The following is a 15,852-nucleotide window of genomic DNA, read 5'->3' as shown; positions in this document are numbered from 1 at the left end:
TGCCCGCAGGCTGCGGCGTTAAGCCTCCGGCAGCTTTTCCAGCTGGGCGGTGATGCGGGTGATGTCCTCGTCCGCCTTGGTCAGGCGGCCGCGGATCTTGTCCACGACGTGGTCCGGTGCCTTCGCCAGGAACGCCTCGTTGCCGAGCTTGGCGTTTGCCTGGGCCTTCTCCTTCTCCGCCGCGGCGAGGTCCTTCGCCAGCCGCTTGCGCTCCGCGGCGAAGTCGATGACACCGGAGAGGTCGAGGGCCACCTCGACGCCCGCGACCGGCAGCGTGGCCGTCGCCGTGAAGGCGTCGCCCTCCGGCTGGAGCCGCAGCAGCTGCCGGACGGCCGCCTCGTGGGCCGCGAGCGCGCTGCCCGCGAGGGTCAGCCGGGCCGGGACCCGCTGGCCCGGCTGGAGCCCCTGGTCGGCACGGAAGCGCCGGACCTCGGTGATCACCGACTGGACGGTCTCGATCTCCCGCTCGGCGTCGGCGTCCCGGAAGCCCGAGTCGGACGGCCACTCGGCGATGACGACCGACTCGCCACCGGTCAGCGTCGTCCACAGCGTCTCCGTGACGAAGGGGACGACCGGGTGGAGGAGACGCAGCGTCACGTCCAGGACCTCGCCCAGGACGCGCTTGGAGACCTCGGCGGCCTCGCCGCCCGCCTGGAAGGTGGTCTTGGACAGCTCGACGTACCAGTCGAAGACCTCGTCCCAGGCGAAGTGGAACAGGGCGTCGGAGAGCTTCGCGAACTGGTAGTCCTCGTAGTACGCGTCGACCTCGGCGACGACCGAGTTCAGGCGGGAGAGGATCCAGCGGTCGGTCGAGGACATCTTCGACGCGTCCGGCAGCGGGCCCTGGACCGTCGCGCCGTTCATCAGCGCGAAGCGGGTGGCGTTCCAGATCTTGTTGGCGAAGTTGCGGGAGCCCTGGACCCAGTCCTCGCCGATCGGGACGTCGACGCCCGGGTTGGCGCCGCGCGCGAGGGTGAAGCGCAGGGCATCGGAGCCGTACTTGTCCATCCAGTCCAGCGGGTTGACCACGTTCCCGAAGGACTTGGACATCTTCTTGCCGTTCTGGTCACGGACCATGCCGTGCAGGGCGATGGTGTGGAACGGCGGGGTGCCGTCCATCGCGTAGAGGCCGAACATCATCATCCGGGCGACCCAGAAGAAGAGGATGTCGTAGCCGGTGACCAGGACGGAGTTCGGGTAGAACTTCGCGAGCGACTCGGTCTGCTCGGGCCAGCCGAGCGTGGAGAACGGCCACAGGCCGGACGAGAACCAGGTGTCCAGGACGTCGTTGTCCTGCGTCCAGCCCTCGCCGCTCGGCGGCTCCTCGTCGGGGCCGACGCAGACGACCTCGCCCTCGGGGCCGTACCAGACGGGGATGCGGTGGCCCCACCAGAGCTGGCGCGAGATGCACCAGTCGTGGAGGTTGTCGACCCAGTCGAAGTACCGCTTCTCCATCTCCTGCGGGTGGATCTTGACCTTGCCGTCGCGGACCGCGTCACCGGCGGCCTTGGCCAGCGGGCCGACCTTGACCCACCACTGCATGGACAGGCGCGGCTCGATGGTGGTCTTGCAGCGCGAGCAGTGGCCGACGCTGTGGACGTAGGGCCGCTTCTCGGCGACGATCCGGCCCTCGGCGCGCAGCGCGGCGACGATGGCGGAGCGGGCCTCGAGCCGGTCCTGGCCCTGGAAGGGGCCGTGGGCGGTGATGACGGCGTGCTCGTCCATCACGGCGATGGACGGCAGTCCGTGCCGCTGGCCGATCTCGAAGTCGTTCGGGTCGTGGGCGGGCGTCACCTTGACGGCGCCGGTGCCGAACTCGGGGTCGACGTGCTCGTCGGCGACGACCGGGATGGAGCGGTCGGTCAGCGGCAGCTTGATGAGCTTGCCGATCAGGTGCTTGTAGCGCTCGTCCTCGGGGTGGACGGCGACGGCGGTGTCGCCGAGCATCGTCTCCGCGCGGGTGGTGGCGACGACGATGGTGTCGTCCCCGTCCCCGTACTTCATCGAGACCAGTTCGCCGTCGTCGTCCTGGTACTCGACCTCGATGTCCGAGATGGCCGTCAGACACCTGGGACACCAGTTGATGATGCGCTCGGCGCGGTAGATCAGCTCGTCGTCGTAGAGCCGCTTGAAGATGGTCTGGACGGCCTGGGACAGGCCCTCGTCCATCGTGAAGCGCTCGCGCGACCAGGCGACCGCGTCGCCGAGGCGGCGCATCTGGCCGGAAATCTGCCCTCCGGACTCGCTCTTCCACTGCCAGACGCGCTCGACGAAGGCCTCCCGGCCGAGGTCGTGCCGGGACTTGCCCTCCTTGGCCAGCTCCCGCTCGACGACGTTCTGGGTGGCGATGCCGGCGTGGTCCATGCCGGGCTGCCACAGCGTCTCGAAGCCCTGCATGCGCTTGCGGCGGGTCAGGGCGTCGATGAGCGTGTGCTCGAAGGCGTGCCCCAGGTGCAGGCTGCCCGTGACGTTCGGCGGCGGGATGACGACGGTGTACGGCGGCTTGTCGCTCTTGGCGTCGGCCTCGAAGTAACCCCGTTCCACCCAGCGCTCGTACAGCTGCCCCTCTACCTCGGCCGGCGTGTACTGGGTCGGCAGTTCGGTGCTGGGTGCGGGCTGCGGCGCTTGAGAGTTCTCGGTCACGAGGGTCAGTTTACGGGCGTCACGGCCCTGTCCCGAAACGCGTTTCTTCTGTAACGGTGCGGCCCCCGGTGACCTGCGCACGCCAGGTCTGAGTCAGGATGTCAGAACCACGTAAAGCATCTGAGGGGGAACCCAGGAATGAGTCACAACCAGCCGGGCCCGTACGGCGGGCAGCCCCAGCAGCCCGGACCGTACGGCCAGCCGGGCCCGTACGGTCAGCAGCCGCCGCAGGCTCCCCAGCCCGGCTACGGCTACCCCCAGCAGACGCCTCCCCCGCAGCAGCCGGGCTACGGCTACCCGCAGCAGCCCCAGCAGGGCGGGGTCCCGCCGCAGGCGCCCTACGGCCAGCAGCCTCCCTACGGCCAGCAGCCCCCGTACGGCCAGCAGCCTCCCGGCCAGCCGCCCTACGGCATGCCGCAGCCTCCGGCGCCGGGTGGCGGCAAGAAGAAGACCGGCCTCATCATCGGCGCGGTGGCGGTCGTGGCCGCGATCGGCGTGGGTGCGTACTTCGTGCTGGGCGGGGGCGGTGGTGCGGGCGGCCTGGAGGACGACGGCGCGCACAAGCTGACGACGCCGGCCAAGGCGCTCGGCGAGTACACGAAGGTCCAGGGCCAGGAGAGCGGTGACTCCGACACCGCGAAGGACATGGAGAAGAGCGGCGTCAAGGAAGGCACCGCCGTGATCGGGCAGTGGTCGACCGCCGACCTCAGCGGCTACGACCCCGAGGACCCGTCCACGCTGCCCGACAAGTCGGAGCTGCTGTCCGCCAAGGGCTTCACGATGGTGGGCGGTTACGGCAAGATCGACGACCCCCAGGCGACCCTGGACAAGTTCTTCGCCAACATCCAGAAGGAAGTCAAGGACAGCTCCACCAGCGACACCGGCGGCATGCAGAACGCCGAGCTGGTCGGCGAGCCCGAGGAGGTCGAGATCGACGGCACGGTCGCCAAGTGCCAGTCGACCAAGGCCACCAACGCGCTCACCAAGAAGGAGTCGACCGACTGGTTCTGCGCCTGGGCCGACTACAGCACGATCGCCATGGTCTCCCCGGGCGACAACGCCGGTACCGGGGTCGGCAAGGAGAAGGCGATCGACATCACCTCGAAGCTGCGGGACGAGGTCCGCGTCAAGTCCTGACGCGCGCGTCCAACGGCAACGCGGGAGGGGCCCGGTCGGAATCGACCGGGCCCCTCCCGCGTACGTGGTGCGTGGCGCGTGACCGGCTACGCCGTCTTCTGCTCGCCCGAGCCGCGGCCCCGCGAATCCCGGGGGATCAGCGTCGGGTTGACGTTGGAGAGGACCACGTCCGCCGTGATGACGACGCGGGCCACGTCCTTGCGGGAGGGGACCTCGTACATGACGCCCTGGAGGACTTCCTCCATGATGGCGCGCAGGCCGCGGGCGCCGGTCTGGCGGAGGATGGCCTGGTCGGCGATGGCCTCCAGGGCCTCGCGCTCGAAGTCCAGCTCCACGCCGTCGAGTTCGAAAAGGCGCTCGTACTGCTTGACGAGGGCGTTGCGCGGCTCGACCAGGATCTGGAGGAGCGCCTCGCGGTCGAGGTTGTGGACGGAGGTGATGACGGGCAGTCGGCCGATGAACTCGGGGATCATGCCGAACTTGACCAGGTCCTCCGGCATGACCTGCTCGAACTGGTCCTTGGACTCGATCTCCCGCTTGGAGCGGATCTGTGCGCCGAATCCGATGCCCTTGGCCCCGGCCCGGCCCTCGATGATCTTCTCCAGGCCCGCGAAGGCACCGCCCACGATGAACAGCACGTTCGTCGTGTCGATCTGGATGAACTCCTGGTGCGGGTGCTTGCGGCCGCCCTGCGGCGGCACGGAGGCGGTGGTGCCCTCCAGGATCTTCAGCAGGGCCTGCTGGACGCCTTCGCCCGAGACGTCGCGCGTGATGGAGGGGTTTTCACTCTTCCGCGCGACCTTGTCGATCTCGTCGATGTAGATGATCCCGGTCTCGGCCTTCTTGACGTCGTAGTCGGCGGCCTGGATCAGCTTCAGCAGGATGTTCTCGACGTCCTCGCCGACGTACCCCGCCTCGGTGAGCGCCGTGGCGTCGGCGATGGCGAACGGGACGTTCAGCATGCGGGCGAGGGTCTGGGCGAGGAGGGTCTTGCCGGAGCCCGTGGGGCCCAGCAGGAGGATGTTGGACTTCGCCAACTCGATGGCGTCCTCGCGGCCTTGGGCGCCGCCGTTCTCGCCGGCCTGGACCCGCTTGTAGTGGTTGTACACCGCGACGGAGAGGGCCTTCTTGGCCGCCTCCTGGCCGACCACGTAGCTCTCGAGGAACTCGTAGATCTCGCGGGGCTTGGGGAGCTCCTCCCAGCGCACCTCGCTGGTCTCGGCCAGCTCTTCCTCGATGATCTCGTTGCAGAGGTCGATGCACTCGTCGCAGATGTACACACCGGGCCCTGCGATGAGCTTCTTGACCTGCTTCTGGCTCTTGCCGCAGAACGAGCACTTGAGCAGATCGCCGCCGTCACCGATGCGTGCCACGGTGTGCTTCCCCTTCGCCTGGGAGACTCCCGGACGTCGACGTCACGTCAACGGCGGGCGGACTCCTGGTGCTGCCTTATGTCCGACGGTACCTTGCCGGGCCCCTCGTCCGGGCCCCCCTTGGCACGGTTCGCTTTGACGTGAATCGCGTCAAACCGTGCCAAGGAGCGGCAGACGATACAGCCTCCCGCCTAGCGGAGAGAGGAGTTGTCCATCTTCCGGGTGGTGATGATCTGGTCGATCAGGCCGTAGCTCAGCGCGTCCTCGGCCGTGAGGATCTTGTCGCGCTCGATGTCCTCGCGGATCTTCTCGACCGGCGTGGTGGAGTGCTTGGCCAGCATCTCCTCCAGCTGCGAGCGCATCCGCAGGATTTCGTTGGCGGCGATCTCCAGGTCGGAGACCTGACCGCGGCCGGTCTCGCTGTACGGCTGGTGGATCAGGACGCGGGCGTTCGGCAGCGCCATGCGCTTGCCCGGCGTACCGGCGGCCAGCAGGACGGCGGCGGCGGAGGCGGCCTGGCCCATGCAGACCGTCTGGATGTCCGGCTTCACGTACTGCATCGTGTCGTAGATGGCCGTGAGCGCGGTGAAGGAGCCGCCGGGGCTGTTGATGTAGACCGAGATGTCCCGGTCGGGGTCCATCGACTCCAGGCACAGCAGCTGCGCCATGACGTCGTTGGCCGAGGCGTCGTCGATCTGGACCCCGAGGAAGATCACGCGCTCTTCGAAGAGCTTCGCGTACGGGTCGTACTCGCGCACGCCCTGCGAGGTGCGCTCGACGAAGCGCGGGATGACGTAGCGGGACTCGGCCTGGGGGCCGGTGTAGCGGCCCTGGGAGGCGGCGCGCATGTCCTGTGTGGCGTTCATGCGGTCGTACAGGCCGCTGCCGGGGAAGTCGTTCACAGTGTCTCCTGTAAAGGGGCTGAGGCGGTCGGCTCGGGGCGGAGGATGGCTCAGGCGCCCGTGCCGCCGCCGCCCGGCATGCCGGCGGCCGTGGCGATGACGTCGTCGATGAGGCCGTACTCCTTGGCCTCGAACGCGTCGAACCAGCGGTCGCGGTCCGAGTCGCGGGTGATCTGCTCGATCGTCTGGCCGGTGTGCTGGGAGGTCAGCTCGGCCATGCGCCGCTTGGTGTGCAGCAGCCGCTCGGCGTGGATCTTGATGTCCGAGGCCGAACCGGCCAGGCCGGCGGAGGGCTGGTGGATCAGGATCTCGGCGTTCGGCAGCGCGAAGCGCTTGCCGGGGGTGCCCGCGCTGAGCAGGAACTGCCCCATGGAGGCCGCGAGACCCATCGCGATCGTCACCACGTCGTTCTTGATGTACTGCATGGTGTCGTAGATCGCCATGCCGGCCGTGATCGAACCGCCCGGGCTGTTGATGTACAGGAAGATGTCCTTGTCCGGGTCGGACGCGAGGAGCAGCAGCTGTGCGGTGATCTTGTTGGCAATGTCGTCGTCGACCGGCTGGCCGAGGAAGATGATCCGCTCGCCGAGCAGTCGGTTGTAGACCTGGTCGCCGAGGCCGCCACCGATGGAGGGCTCGCCGGCGGCTGAGGGCATCAGATTCGTCACGTATCCACCTGCTCGTCTTACGACGGCGCCGGGCCGTCTCACGTTTCCCTGCGGGGCTGGAGCCGCTTTCCGGGACTCCCCTGCCCTCGTATTCATGGACCCTAACGCGGTGACCGTGCGGTGCCATCCCGGTTCTGCGGGTGTTCGCCGGGGGCGTAGCGCTCCGCAGGGTGCGCAGATCCCCACCGCCGTGGCGGATCCGCCGGTTCCCGGGCCGCGGGCCGTCCGTGGCTCGTCGCGCCCACGCGGCGGAGCCGCACAGTGATACAGCCCCGCGCCCCTTGCGGCGCTGTCCAGCCGTAAGCGAAAGGGCCCCGGCGTCAGACGTCCGGGGCCCGTTTCACATCCGTCGGGAACGGCGCGAGGGGGTCAGCCCTCGGTCTTCTCCTCGGCCTTGTCGGCCTCAGGGGCGTCGGACTCGGTGGCGGCGGCCTCGGTGGCCTCCGTCTCCTCGTCCTCCTCGTCGTCCAGGTCGACGATCTCGCCGTTGGTGTCCTTGACCGTGGCCTTCTCGACCACGGCGGCCAGGGCCTTGCCGCGGGCGACCTCGCCGACGAGGAGCGGGACCTGGCCCTGCTCGACGACGGCCTGGGCGAACTGGTCGGGGGACATGCCGGAGGAGGCGGCACGGCGCATGAGGTGCTCGGTCAGCTCTTCCTGGCTGACGTTGAGCTTCTCCTGCTTGACCAGCTCGTCGAGGACGAACTGGGTCTTGATGCCCTTGACCGCGGCCTCGCGGGTCTCGGTCTCGAACTCCTCGGCGGTCTTGCCCTGCAGCTCGAGGTACTTCTCGAGGTCCAGGCCCATCTGGCCGAGCTGGTGGTGCTCGAGGTTGTGCTTACGGGTGTTGATCTCGTCCTCGAGGAGCTTCTCGGGGACCGGGACCTCGACCAGCTCGAGCAGCTTGTCCAGGACGCGCTCCTGGGCCTGCGTGGCCTGGTCGTACTGCTTCATGTTGGCGAGGCGCTTGCGGCTGTCGGCCTGCAGCTCCTCCAGCGTGTCGAACTCCGACGCGAGCTGCGCGAAGTCGTCGTCCAGCTCGGGCAGCTCGCGCGCGGCGACCTGGGTGACCTTGACGGTGACCTCGGCCTCCTTGCCGGCCGCCGAGCCGCCCTTGAGCTCGGAGGCGAAGGTGGCCTCGCCACCGGCCTCCAGGCCCTTCACGGCGTCGTCGATGCCGTCCAGCAGCTCGCCGGAGCCGATGGTGTAGGACACACCGTCGGCGACGCCGTCCTCGAGGACCTCGCCGTCGACCTTGGCCTGCAGGTCGATGGTGAGCACGTCGCCGTCCGCGGCGGCGCGCTCGACCGGGGAGGTCGAGGCGAAGCGCTCGCGCAGCTGCTCCACCGACTTCTCGACGTCCTCGTCGCTGACCTCGACGGCGTCGACCTCGACCTCGATGCCGGAGTAGTCCGGGATCTCGATGGAGGGGCGGATGTCGACCTCGGCGGTGAAGTTCAGCGTCTCGCCGTCCTTCAGCTCCGTGATGTCGACCTCGGGCTGGCCGAGCGGGTTCAGCTCGGCCTCGTTGACCGCGTCGGTGTAGAACTTGGGAAGCGCGTCGTTGACCGCCTCCTCCAGCACCGCACCGCGGCCGAACCGCTGGTCGATGACCCGGGCCGGGATCTTGCCCTTGCGGAAGCCCTTCACCGTGACCTGCTGGTTGATCTTCTTGTACGCCGCGTCGAGGCTGTCCTTGAGCTCCTCGAAGGGCACCTCGACAGTGAGCCGAACCCGGGTCGGGTTCAGGGTCTCCACGGCGCTCTTCACGGTTCGGTCTCCTTGGTGGCTGACTTCTTGGGTTCTGCCGGAACCAGAGAGTGTCCGGCAAATTTCGCCGCCCGGAGACTTCAGACGCTGATGACACACGGGCGTGCAGCTTGCATAGTAACGGCAGCGACTACACGGCCCAAAAGGCGATCACTCGGCGATCACTCGCTGGTCGGTCGGTGGATCACTCGATGGTCGGGGTGGCGGGATTTGAACCCACGGCCTTCCGCTCCCAAAGCGGACGCGCTACCAAGCTGCGCCACACCCCGTCTGGTGCGACACGTAGGGTACATGCCGCCAGGCACCGGGGACCGCAGGGTTTCCCGAGCGTCCGTGAAGGTCCGGCGCGGACCGGAAGGGGTGTGCGGTGAGGGGGCACGACCCGCTACGATGCGTGCAGTGCCGCGGTCACCGACCTGCGGCGCGTGCTGTGCGGGCGTAGCTCAATGGTAGAGCCCCAGTCTTCCAAACTGGCTACGCGGGTTCGATTCCCGTCGCCCGCTCCGAGAGGCCTCCGGCCCGGTCCCGCAGGGATCGGGCCGGAGGCCTTTGTGCGGTTCCGGGGGGTGCCCGGAACCGCACGGGGGCCTGGAGGCGGCGGGCTAGAACTGGATCGAGTTGATCGTGTCCGCTATCGAGTCCAGGAAGCGCTGGATGTCGTCGGCCATGCCGGTCGAGGCGAGGAAGAAGCCGAAGAGGACCGCGACGACCGCCGGCCCCGCCTTGACCGAGCCTCCCCGCAGCAACACCACCAGGATGATCCCCAAGAGCAGCACCACTGACAGTGAAATGGCCACAACTGATCACACCCTCGGTCGGTCCGCACTCCCGCCCGGAGGTGCAGCACCGCACACCCCCGCCAGAACCATCGTGCCACCAACCGGGCCCCGTCATGCGGCAGGTGACACATCGTCCGGCCGGTTCCGTGAGCGGCACGCTCCCCCGCGCACGCGGGCGCGGCCCGCCGTCGCCTCCCGCACATGGTTTCGACGGTCCACTCCCGCGGGGAATTCGAGCCGTTTCGTTTCCATGCCCACACAACGCGTTCGCAGGTATTTCGAATTGTCGCGGCGGACACATCGACGGGTGCGTCGGCAGCGTCACCACAGAGAGATCACAGGGAGATCACAGGATCACCCATGAAGCCCGTAAGTGCGCTGTTCAGTCATGATGTGTCATGACAAATAGGGCGCTGCGCGTAGGATCCGTCACGCGTCCGGGGAGGCCGAGTTCCCGGAATACGGGGTACTCGCACAGTACTCACACCGTGTCCAAGAACCGAAATGCAGGAATGACGTCGAGCGTTTTACGGAATGCGACGGTGAAGGCTAGGGTGCCTCAGATGTTCTACGCTGCCTCGTCCCCCACCAGAGCAGCGAGGTCCTGTGACTACTCGCCGGATTTCCGGCGGGGGGTTGCATGACTAGCTCGCTGCGATCCGACGGCGACCGGAAGTCGCCGTCCCCACGCACCCGCCCGAGCCGACAGCGCGACGCGTTCTTCGACAACGCCAAGTACCTGGCCATCGTCCTGGTCGGGGTGGGCCACGCCTGGGGTCAGATCCTGGACGGGAACCGGACCGTGGAGACCCTCTACCGGGTCCTGTACACGTTCCACATGCCGGCGTTCATCGTCATCTCCGGCTACTTCTCGCGCAGTTTCGACCTGAGCCCCAAGCGCGTCAAACGGCTGATCACCGGTGTCGTCGTCCCCTACGTCGTCTTCGAGGTCGCCTACGCGCTGCACCGCCGCGTCAGCGAGGACCCGGGCAACGACATCAGCCTGCTGGACCCCACCTACCTGCTGTGGTTCCTGTGCGCGCTGTTCGTGTGGCGGCTGACCACCCCCCTGTGGCAGACGCTCCGTTGGCCGCTCCCGATCGCCCTCGGCATCGCCGCGCTGGCCTCCGTGACGCCCACCGTCGGCAACGACCTGAACATGCAGCGGGTGCTGCAGTTCCTGCCGTGCTTCGTGCTGGGTCTGCTGCTGCGCCCCGAGCACTTCCAGCTGGTGCGGCGCCGCTCGGTGCGGATCTGGTCCGTGCCGGTGGTCGCGGCGGCGCTGGTGATCGCCTGGTGGTCGGTGCCGCGCATGGAGACCGGCTGGTTCTACCGCAACGCCTCCGTGCAGGACACGAGCGCCCCCTGGTGGTCCGGGCCGGTCCTGACCCTCGCGCTCTTCGGCTGCTCCGTGGTGCTGACCGCGTGCTTCTTCGCCTGGGTGCCCGGCCGGCGCATGTGGTTCACCGCGCTCGGCGCCGGCACGATCTACGGCTACCTGCTGCACGGCTTCCTGGTGAAGGAGGGCGACTACACCGGCTGGTTCCAGCAGCCCTTCCTGGACCGGCCGCTCGGCGAGATCGGGCTCACCGTCCTTGGCGCCGCCGTCATCACCCTGCTGTGCACCAAGCCCGTCCAGCGGGTCCTGCGGTACGTGGTCGAACCGAGGATGGACTGGGCCTTCGGACGGGATCCCGGCGACGCCGCCCGGGGCCGTGAGAAGGAGAAGCGGGACCAGGCCGGTACCGGGGCACGCGAGACGTCCACCGAGCCCGCCGCGTCGAACGCCGGCGGCGAGAAGATCTCCGTCTAGAACCGGTGGGTCACCCCTGACCGAGAAGCGCCCTGACCGAGAAGTGCGCGCATCCGCGTGTACTTCTCGGTCAGTCGTGTGCGGGTGGCCTCGTCGAGGACGGCCAGCCTCGCGGGGTCGGCGTTGTGCGCCAGGTCCGCCTCCTTGACCAGCCGTGCGCCCGGCACGGCCAGGATCCGCGCGGCGTACGCCTCGGGCGGCTCCCCCGCCCGCTTGGTGAGGGCCAGGACGATGTCCTTGGTACGACCGCTCAGCGGCGCCTCGTCCAGCCATTCCCCGGTCAGCGCGTCGTCCTCGACGGCGTCGTGCAGCCAGGCGGCCGCGATCTGCTCCTCGTCGCCACCGCGCCGCCGCACGCCCTCGGCGACGGCCCGCAGGTGCTCGGCGTAGGGCCGGCCCGCCTTGTCGGTCTGTCCGGCGTGGGCGGCGCGGGCCGTGGCCTCGACCTCGGCCAGGGAGAGCGGCGGGGCGGGCGGTCCGGAATCGCGGGGCACGGGCGGCATGGGCGGCATGGGCCCAGTATGCGGCGCGGGCCTCAGTCCGTGGCCGGCGCGGACTGGGCCGTCGGGCCCTCCCGGCAGATCAGCAGCAGCGCCCGGTCGTCGTTGACGTCCTTGGCCACGGCCTCGATCAGGTGCCAGGCCGCGCCGTGGAAGCCGCCCGCGACATAGCGGTCGGCCTCGCCGGTGAGGCGGTCGATTCCCTCGGCGATGTCCCGGTCGGAGGTCTCCACCAGGCCGTCCGTGAACAGCATCAGTACGTCTCCGGGCCGCAGCGAGCCCTTCACCTGGTCGAACTGCGCACCGTCGTACACGCCGAGCAGCGGTCCGTCGGCCGACTTCTCCTCCCAGCGGCCGGTGCCCGCGCTGAGCTGGAGGCCGGGCGGGTGTCCGGCGGAGTACAGCTCGTAGTCGCCGGAGTCGAGGTCCAGGACGAGGTGGATGGAGGTGGCGAAGCCCTCGTCCCAGTCCTGGCGGAGGAGGTAGCCGTTGGCGGCCGGCAGGAAGGCGTGCGGGGGCAGGCTGCCCAGCAGTCCGCCGAAGGCCCCCGACAGCAGCAGGGCGCGCGAGGCGGCGTCCATGCCCTTGCCGGAGACGTCGGTGAGGACGACCTCGAGCGTCCGGCCGCCGTTGGTGCGGGCCGCGACGACGAAGTCGCCGGAGAAGGACTGGCCGCCGGCCGGGCGCAGCGCCATCTCGCGGTGCCAGCCCTTGGGCAGCTTGGGCAGCTTGCTCTGGACGCGGATGCGTTCGCGCAGGTCGAAGAGCATGGTGCCGCCGCGCCGCCAGGGCACGCCGACCCGGCTGCGGAACTGGGCGACGAGGAGCCCGAAGAAGCCGCAGGCCGCGACCACCAGGACCACGCCGGGCGTGACCCGGGAGGGGCCCTCGGTGTACGGGCCGAGCTGCACCGACTCCACGATCAGCGCGGTGGCCGCCGCGGCGTACAGGCCGAGCAGGCTCGCCGGGCGCAGCAGCAGGCCGCCCGCGACGATCGGGATGACCAGCGCGGAGGGCGAGCACCACACCGAGTTGGCCATCGTGGTGGCCGCGATGACGGGGATGGTCAGGAGCAGTCCGGCGAGCGCGATCCAGTCCGAGCCGTCGCCGCGGAAGTAGTCGACGGCGGCTCGGCGCACGCCGACGCGGGCCCGGTGCCACTGCTTCTTCCACCGGGCCGCGAACGTCTCGGCCTCCGCGCGCCGCTGTCGTCCTGCTGCCATTAGTTCGGGACCCTATCCATCGGACCGGCCGCTTGGCACGGGAGGTCCCACTTGTCCCCCGTCCGAGGCCGGACTTCACAGTGAACTTCACGAACGGCTCCCGCGCCGCACCCCTGCGGAAATTGTCTCGCTCGACACGTGCCGCCCTGGTACGCATGCCGTATGGAACGGTCCACGGGTGATGACGGCGGCGGCATGACGACGACGATGCCGATGACGACGACGGAGCCGCGGGTGCTGCGGCGCGAGGAGTGGGACAGCTGGTACGGGTCGCTGATCCGTGCCTTCGGCGGGGTTCCGGAACCGGCCGAGGAGCTGGAGCTGTTCCGGGAGCTGACCCGGGTGGACCGGTCGATCGGCGTCTGGGAGGGCGACGCGGAGGACGAGGCGTGCGTCGGGACGACGGGGGCGTTCGACTTCCGGATGACCGTGCCGGGCGGCGCGCGGGTGCGCGCGGCGGGCGTGACGATGGTGAGCGTCGCCGCCACGCACCGGCGCCGGGGCGTGCTGACGTCGATGATGCGCCGGCAGCTGGACGACGTACGTGCCTGGGGCGAGCCGCTGGCGGTCCTGACGGCGTCCGAGCCGGCGATCTACGGCCGGTTCGGGTACGGCGCCGCGACCTTCGGGCTCAACGCGGAGATCGACACGAGCCGGGTCCGGTTGTCCGTGCCGCCGGGCACGGATGACGTACGGCTGCGGTACGCGGCGCCCGCCGACGTGCTCGACGTGTGCGAGGCGGTGTACGCGCGCCTGGTGCCGGGGCGGCCCGGGATGCTGGCCCGGCGGCCCGGCTGGGAGCGGCTGGCGCTGCTGGATCCGGAGAGCGGGCGGGACGGTGCCTCGCCCCTGCAGTGCGTCCTCGCCCGGCGGGGCGGCGAGGTGACCGGGTTCGCGCGCTTCCGGGTGCGGCCGGCCTGGGGGCCCGAGGGGGCCGGCGGCACGGTGGTCCTCGACGACCTGGCCGGTCTCGACCCGGCGACCGAGGCGGCGTTGTGGCGCTTCCTGTACGACGTCGACCTGACCTCCCGGCTGACGGTGCGGGGGCGGCCGGTCGACGAGGCGTGGCAGTACCAGGTGTCGGACATCCGGCGGTGCCGGCCGGAGCTGCGGGACGCGTTGTACGTACGGCTGGTGGACGTGGGTGCGGCGCTCGCGGCGCGGACCTACCAGACGCCGGTGGACGTGGTGTTCGAGGTCGAGGACGCCTTCTGCCCCTGGAACGCGGGGCGTTGGCGGCTGAGCGGCGACGCGAAGGGCGCCTCGTGCGAGCGTACGTCCGACGGGGCGGATCTGGTGCTGTCCGTGCGGGAGTTGGGGGCGGCGTACCTGGGGGGTGTGTCTCTGGGTTCGCTGGGCGCGGCCGGGCGGGTGCGCGAGGTGCGGGCCGGGGCGCTGGCGGAGGCGTCGGTGGGGTTCGGGTCGGACGTGGCACCGTGGCTGCCGCACGGGTTCTGAGTCCGGGCTCTCACCGTTTCTGACAGGTGGGGCACCAGAAGAGGTTGCGGGCGGCGAGGTCGGCGGTGCTGATCGGGCCGCCGCACAGGTGGCAGGGCTGGTTGGCCCGGCGGTAGACGTAGACCTCGCCGCCGTGGTCGTCGACGCGGGGCGGGCGGCCCATGGCCTCGGGGGTGTGCTCGGGGCGGACGGTGTCGATGCGGTTGTTCCGCACCCCCTCGCGCATGAGGGCGGTGAGGTCCTGCCAGATGGTGTCCCACTCGGCGGGGGTGAGGTCCTTGCCGGGGCGGTACGGGTCGATGCCGTGGCGGAAGAGGACCTCGGCACGGTAGACGTTGCCGACCCCGGCGATGACCTTCTGGTCCATGAGCAGGGCGGCGATGGTGGTGCGGCTGCGGGAGATGCGGCGGTGGGCGGCCGCGGGGTCGGCGTCCGGGCGCAGCGGGTCGGGGCCGAGGCGGTCGTGTATCGCCTGCTTCTCCGGGTCCGTGATCAGGGCGCAGGTGGTGGGGCCGCGGAGGTCGACGTAGGCGGTGTCGCCCGCCAGGCGGAGGCGGACGGTGTCCGTCGGCGGGGGCGCGGGGGCCGGGCCGAGGGCGACCTTGCCGAAGAGGCCGAGGTGGATGTGGACCCAGGCGGGGCTCTCGGCGGCGTCCTCGGCCGCGTTCCCGGCTGTGCCGAAGCCGAGGAAGAGGTGCTTTCCGTGGGCGTCGGCGGTGGTCAGGACGGTGCCGTCGAGGAGGGCGGCGGAGTCGGCGAACTTGCCCTGGGGACTGGTGACGCGGACCGCCGTGCGGGCGAAGGCGGCCATGTAGTCCTGGGCCAGCCGGTGGATCGTGTGCCCCTCTGGCACGTGAGGTGTCCTTTCGCCCGGCCCGCGGGGCCGGTGCCAGCCACCCCCCGGTGCTCACGCGGTGGGGGGCGGCAGGGCGGGTCCGGGGCTCGGGGTGCTACTGCTGCGGGTGGTGGGGCGGGACCGGGGGAAGGTCGCCCGTCGTCTCGTAGGACGTGAGCATGTCGATGCGGCGGATGTGGCGTTTGTCGCCGGAGAACGGGGTGCCGAGGAAGGTCTCGACGAACTTCGTCGCCTCCTCCTGCGTGTGCATGCGGGCGCCTACCGCGACGACGTTGGCGTCGTTGTGCTGGCGGCCCAGCGACGCCGTCTCCTCGCTCCAGGCCAGCGCCGCGCGCACGCCCTTCACCTTGTTCGCCGCGATCTGCTCGCCGTTGCCGGAACCGCCGATCACGATGCCGAGGGCGCCGGGGTCCGCGGCCGTGCGCTCGGCGGCGCGCAGGCAGAAGGGCGGGTAGTCGTCCTGGGCGTCGTAGATGTGCGGACCGCAGTCGACGGGCTCGTGACCCGCCGCCGTGAGCCACTCGACGAGGTGGTTCTTGAGTTCGAAGCCCGCATGGTCCGAGCCGAGATACACGCGCATGCGTCGAGTGTGACACGCGCGCCAAGCGGTGCACGCTTCGGGTCGCGACTGGGAAAACGACTTGTGAAACTTTAAAAGCTCAGGGAAAGCTCAAGTAACGATCCGGATTCAAAGGTTCCTGAATTCGTTCGCCTCCGTTTCACTGGTCCG

Annotated in this window: 13 protein-coding genes and 2 tRNA genes; 4 read left to right on the top strand and 11 right to left on the bottom strand. The window is 69.8% G+C overall.

Features of this window, described 5'->3' with window-relative positions:
• Nucleotides 1-18: 18 nt before the first annotated feature.
• Nucleotides 19-2,643 carry a valine--tRNA ligase gene (locus ACZ7MF_RS24375; protein WP_471479718.1) on the bottom strand — a complete coding sequence of 875 codons (2,625 nt, stop codon included), beginning with the start codon at nt 2,641-2,643 and terminating at the stop codon, nt 19-21.
• 138 nt (nt 2,644-2,781) lie between these two features.
• Between ACZ7MF_RS24375 and ACZ7MF_RS24370 the strand changes: the two genes are divergently transcribed.
• Nucleotides 2,782-3,780: a hypothetical protein gene (locus ACZ7MF_RS24370; RefSeq protein ID WP_471479716.1), complete on the top strand. Its 999-nt coding sequence runs from the start codon at nt 2,782-2,784 to the stop codon at nt 3,778-3,780.
• A gap of 86 nt (nt 3,781-3,866) precedes the next feature.
• Here the strand turns inward: ACZ7MF_RS24370 and clpX are convergent, their stop codons facing one another.
• The 5 genes from clpX to ACZ7MF_RS24345 form a co-directional block, all read right to left on the bottom strand.
• Complete coding sequence (clpX, locus tag ACZ7MF_RS24365) at nt 3,867-5,153, bottom strand: ATP-dependent Clp protease ATP-binding subunit ClpX (RefSeq protein WP_007449827.1); 1,287 nt, start codon at nt 5,151-5,153, stop codon at nt 3,867-3,869.
• A 191-nt stretch (nt 5,154-5,344) separates the two neighbouring features.
• Entirely contained in the window at nt 5,345-6,055 is a 711-nt protein-coding gene (locus tag ACZ7MF_RS24360; RefSeq protein WP_385350073.1) for an ATP-dependent Clp protease proteolytic subunit, read from the bottom strand.
• Between the two features lie 50 nt (nt 6,056-6,105).
• On the bottom strand, nt 6,106-6,711 hold the full coding sequence (locus tag ACZ7MF_RS24355) for an ATP-dependent Clp protease proteolytic subunit (RefSeq protein ID WP_030186848.1): 606 nt from the start codon (nt 6,709-6,711) through the stop codon (nt 6,106-6,108).
• A gap of 381 nt (nt 6,712-7,092) precedes the next feature.
• Complete coding sequence (tig, locus tag ACZ7MF_RS24350; protein ID WP_471479714.1) at nt 7,093-8,493, bottom strand: trigger factor; 1,401 nt, start codon at nt 8,491-8,493, stop codon at nt 7,093-7,095.
• 192 nt (nt 8,494-8,685) lie between these two features.
• Nucleotides 8,686-8,762, bottom strand: a tRNA-Pro gene (locus tag ACZ7MF_RS24345).
• Between the two features lie 163 nt (nt 8,763-8,925).
• Between ACZ7MF_RS24345 and ACZ7MF_RS24340 the strand changes: the two genes are divergently transcribed.
• A tRNA-Gly gene (locus ACZ7MF_RS24340) sits at nt 8,926-8,996 on the top strand.
• A gap of 99 nt (nt 8,997-9,095) precedes the next feature.
• On the opposite strand, the gene ACZ7MF_RS24335 is transcribed toward ACZ7MF_RS24340, so the two are convergent.
• Complete coding sequence (locus ACZ7MF_RS24335) at nt 9,096-9,290, bottom strand: hypothetical protein (protein WP_115742116.1); 195 nt, start codon at nt 9,288-9,290, stop codon at nt 9,096-9,098.
• Between the two features lie 622 nt (nt 9,291-9,912).
• Here ACZ7MF_RS24335 and ACZ7MF_RS24330 point away from each other — a divergent pair.
• A complete protein-coding gene (locus tag ACZ7MF_RS24330; RefSeq protein WP_471479712.1) occupies nt 9,913-11,085 on the top strand; it encodes an acyltransferase family protein in 1,173 nt (390 codons plus the stop codon).
• Here ACZ7MF_RS24330 and ACZ7MF_RS24325 read toward each other — a convergent pair.
• Both ACZ7MF_RS24325 and ACZ7MF_RS24320 read right to left on the bottom strand, forming a co-directional pair.
• Nucleotides 11,082-11,588: an HD domain-containing protein gene (locus tag ACZ7MF_RS24325; protein ID WP_471480113.1), complete on the bottom strand. Its 507-nt coding sequence runs from the start codon at nt 11,586-11,588 to the stop codon at nt 11,082-11,084. The two genes, ACZ7MF_RS24330 and ACZ7MF_RS24325, sit on opposite strands and share 4 nt — an antisense overlap.
• 32 nt (nt 11,589-11,620) lie before the next feature.
• Nucleotides 11,621-12,808 carry a PP2C family protein-serine/threonine phosphatase gene (locus ACZ7MF_RS24320; protein WP_386907378.1) on the bottom strand — a complete coding sequence of 396 codons (1,188 nt, stop codon included), beginning with the start codon at nt 12,806-12,808 and terminating at the stop codon, nt 11,621-11,623.
• A 195-nt stretch (nt 12,809-13,003) separates the two neighbouring features.
• Between ACZ7MF_RS24320 and ACZ7MF_RS24315 the strand changes: the two genes are divergently transcribed.
• Nucleotides 13,004-14,266 carry a GNAT family N-acetyltransferase gene (locus ACZ7MF_RS24315; RefSeq protein WP_471480111.1) on the top strand — a complete coding sequence of 421 codons (1,263 nt, stop codon included), beginning with the start codon at nt 13,004-13,006 and terminating at the stop codon, nt 14,264-14,266.
• A gap of 10 nt (nt 14,267-14,276) precedes the next feature.
• Here ACZ7MF_RS24315 and ACZ7MF_RS24310 read toward each other — a convergent pair whose 3' ends face one another.
• The gene (locus ACZ7MF_RS24310; RefSeq protein ID WP_471479710.1) at nt 14,277-15,119 is read right to left on the bottom strand and encodes an Fpg/Nei family DNA glycosylase; all 843 of its coding nucleotides are present in this window, start codon (nt 15,117-15,119) and stop codon (nt 14,277-14,279) included.
• 97 nt (nt 15,120-15,216) lie between these two features.
• Nucleotides 15,217-15,702, bottom strand: coding sequence for a ribose-5-phosphate isomerase (locus ACZ7MF_RS24305; RefSeq protein ID WP_471479708.1), 486 nt, complete (start codon nt 15,700-15,702; stop codon nt 15,217-15,219).
• Nucleotides 15,703-15,852 lie beyond the last annotated feature (150 nt).

The organism is Streptomyces sp. NPDC111628 (assembly GCF_055635195.1).
This window is presented reverse-complemented; position numbering and strand designations above follow the sequence as displayed.

What these genes read in the sequence shown, in the direction of transcription:
- ACZ7MF_RS24355 (WP_030186848.1), bottom strand. Translation starts at nt 6,711, where the DNA reads ATGCCCTCAGCCGCCGGCGAGCCCTCCATCGGTGGCGGCCTCGGCGAC.
- ACZ7MF_RS24320 (WP_386907378.1), bottom strand. Translation starts at nt 12,808, where the DNA reads ATGGCAGCAGGACGACAGCGGCGCGCGGAGGCCGAGACGTTCGCGGCC.
- ACZ7MF_RS24325 (WP_471480113.1), bottom strand. Translation starts at nt 11,588, where the DNA reads ATGCCGCCCGTGCCCCGCGATTCCGGACCGCCCGCCCCGCCGCTCTCC.
- ACZ7MF_RS24305 (WP_471479708.1), bottom strand. Translation starts at nt 15,702, where the DNA reads ATGCGCGTGTATCTCGGCTCGGACCATGCGGGCTTCGAACTCAAGAAC.
- ACZ7MF_RS24330 (WP_471479712.1), top strand. Translation starts at nt 9,913, where the DNA reads ATGACTAGCTCGCTGCGATCCGACGGCGACCGGAAGTCGCCGTCCCCA.
- ACZ7MF_RS24315 (WP_471480111.1), top strand. Translation starts at nt 13,004, where the DNA reads ATGACGACGACGATGCCGATGACGACGACGGAGCCGCGGGTGCTGCGG.
- ACZ7MF_RS24370 (WP_471479716.1), top strand. Translation starts at nt 2,782, where the DNA reads ATGAGTCACAACCAGCCGGGCCCGTACGGCGGGCAGCCCCAGCAGCCC.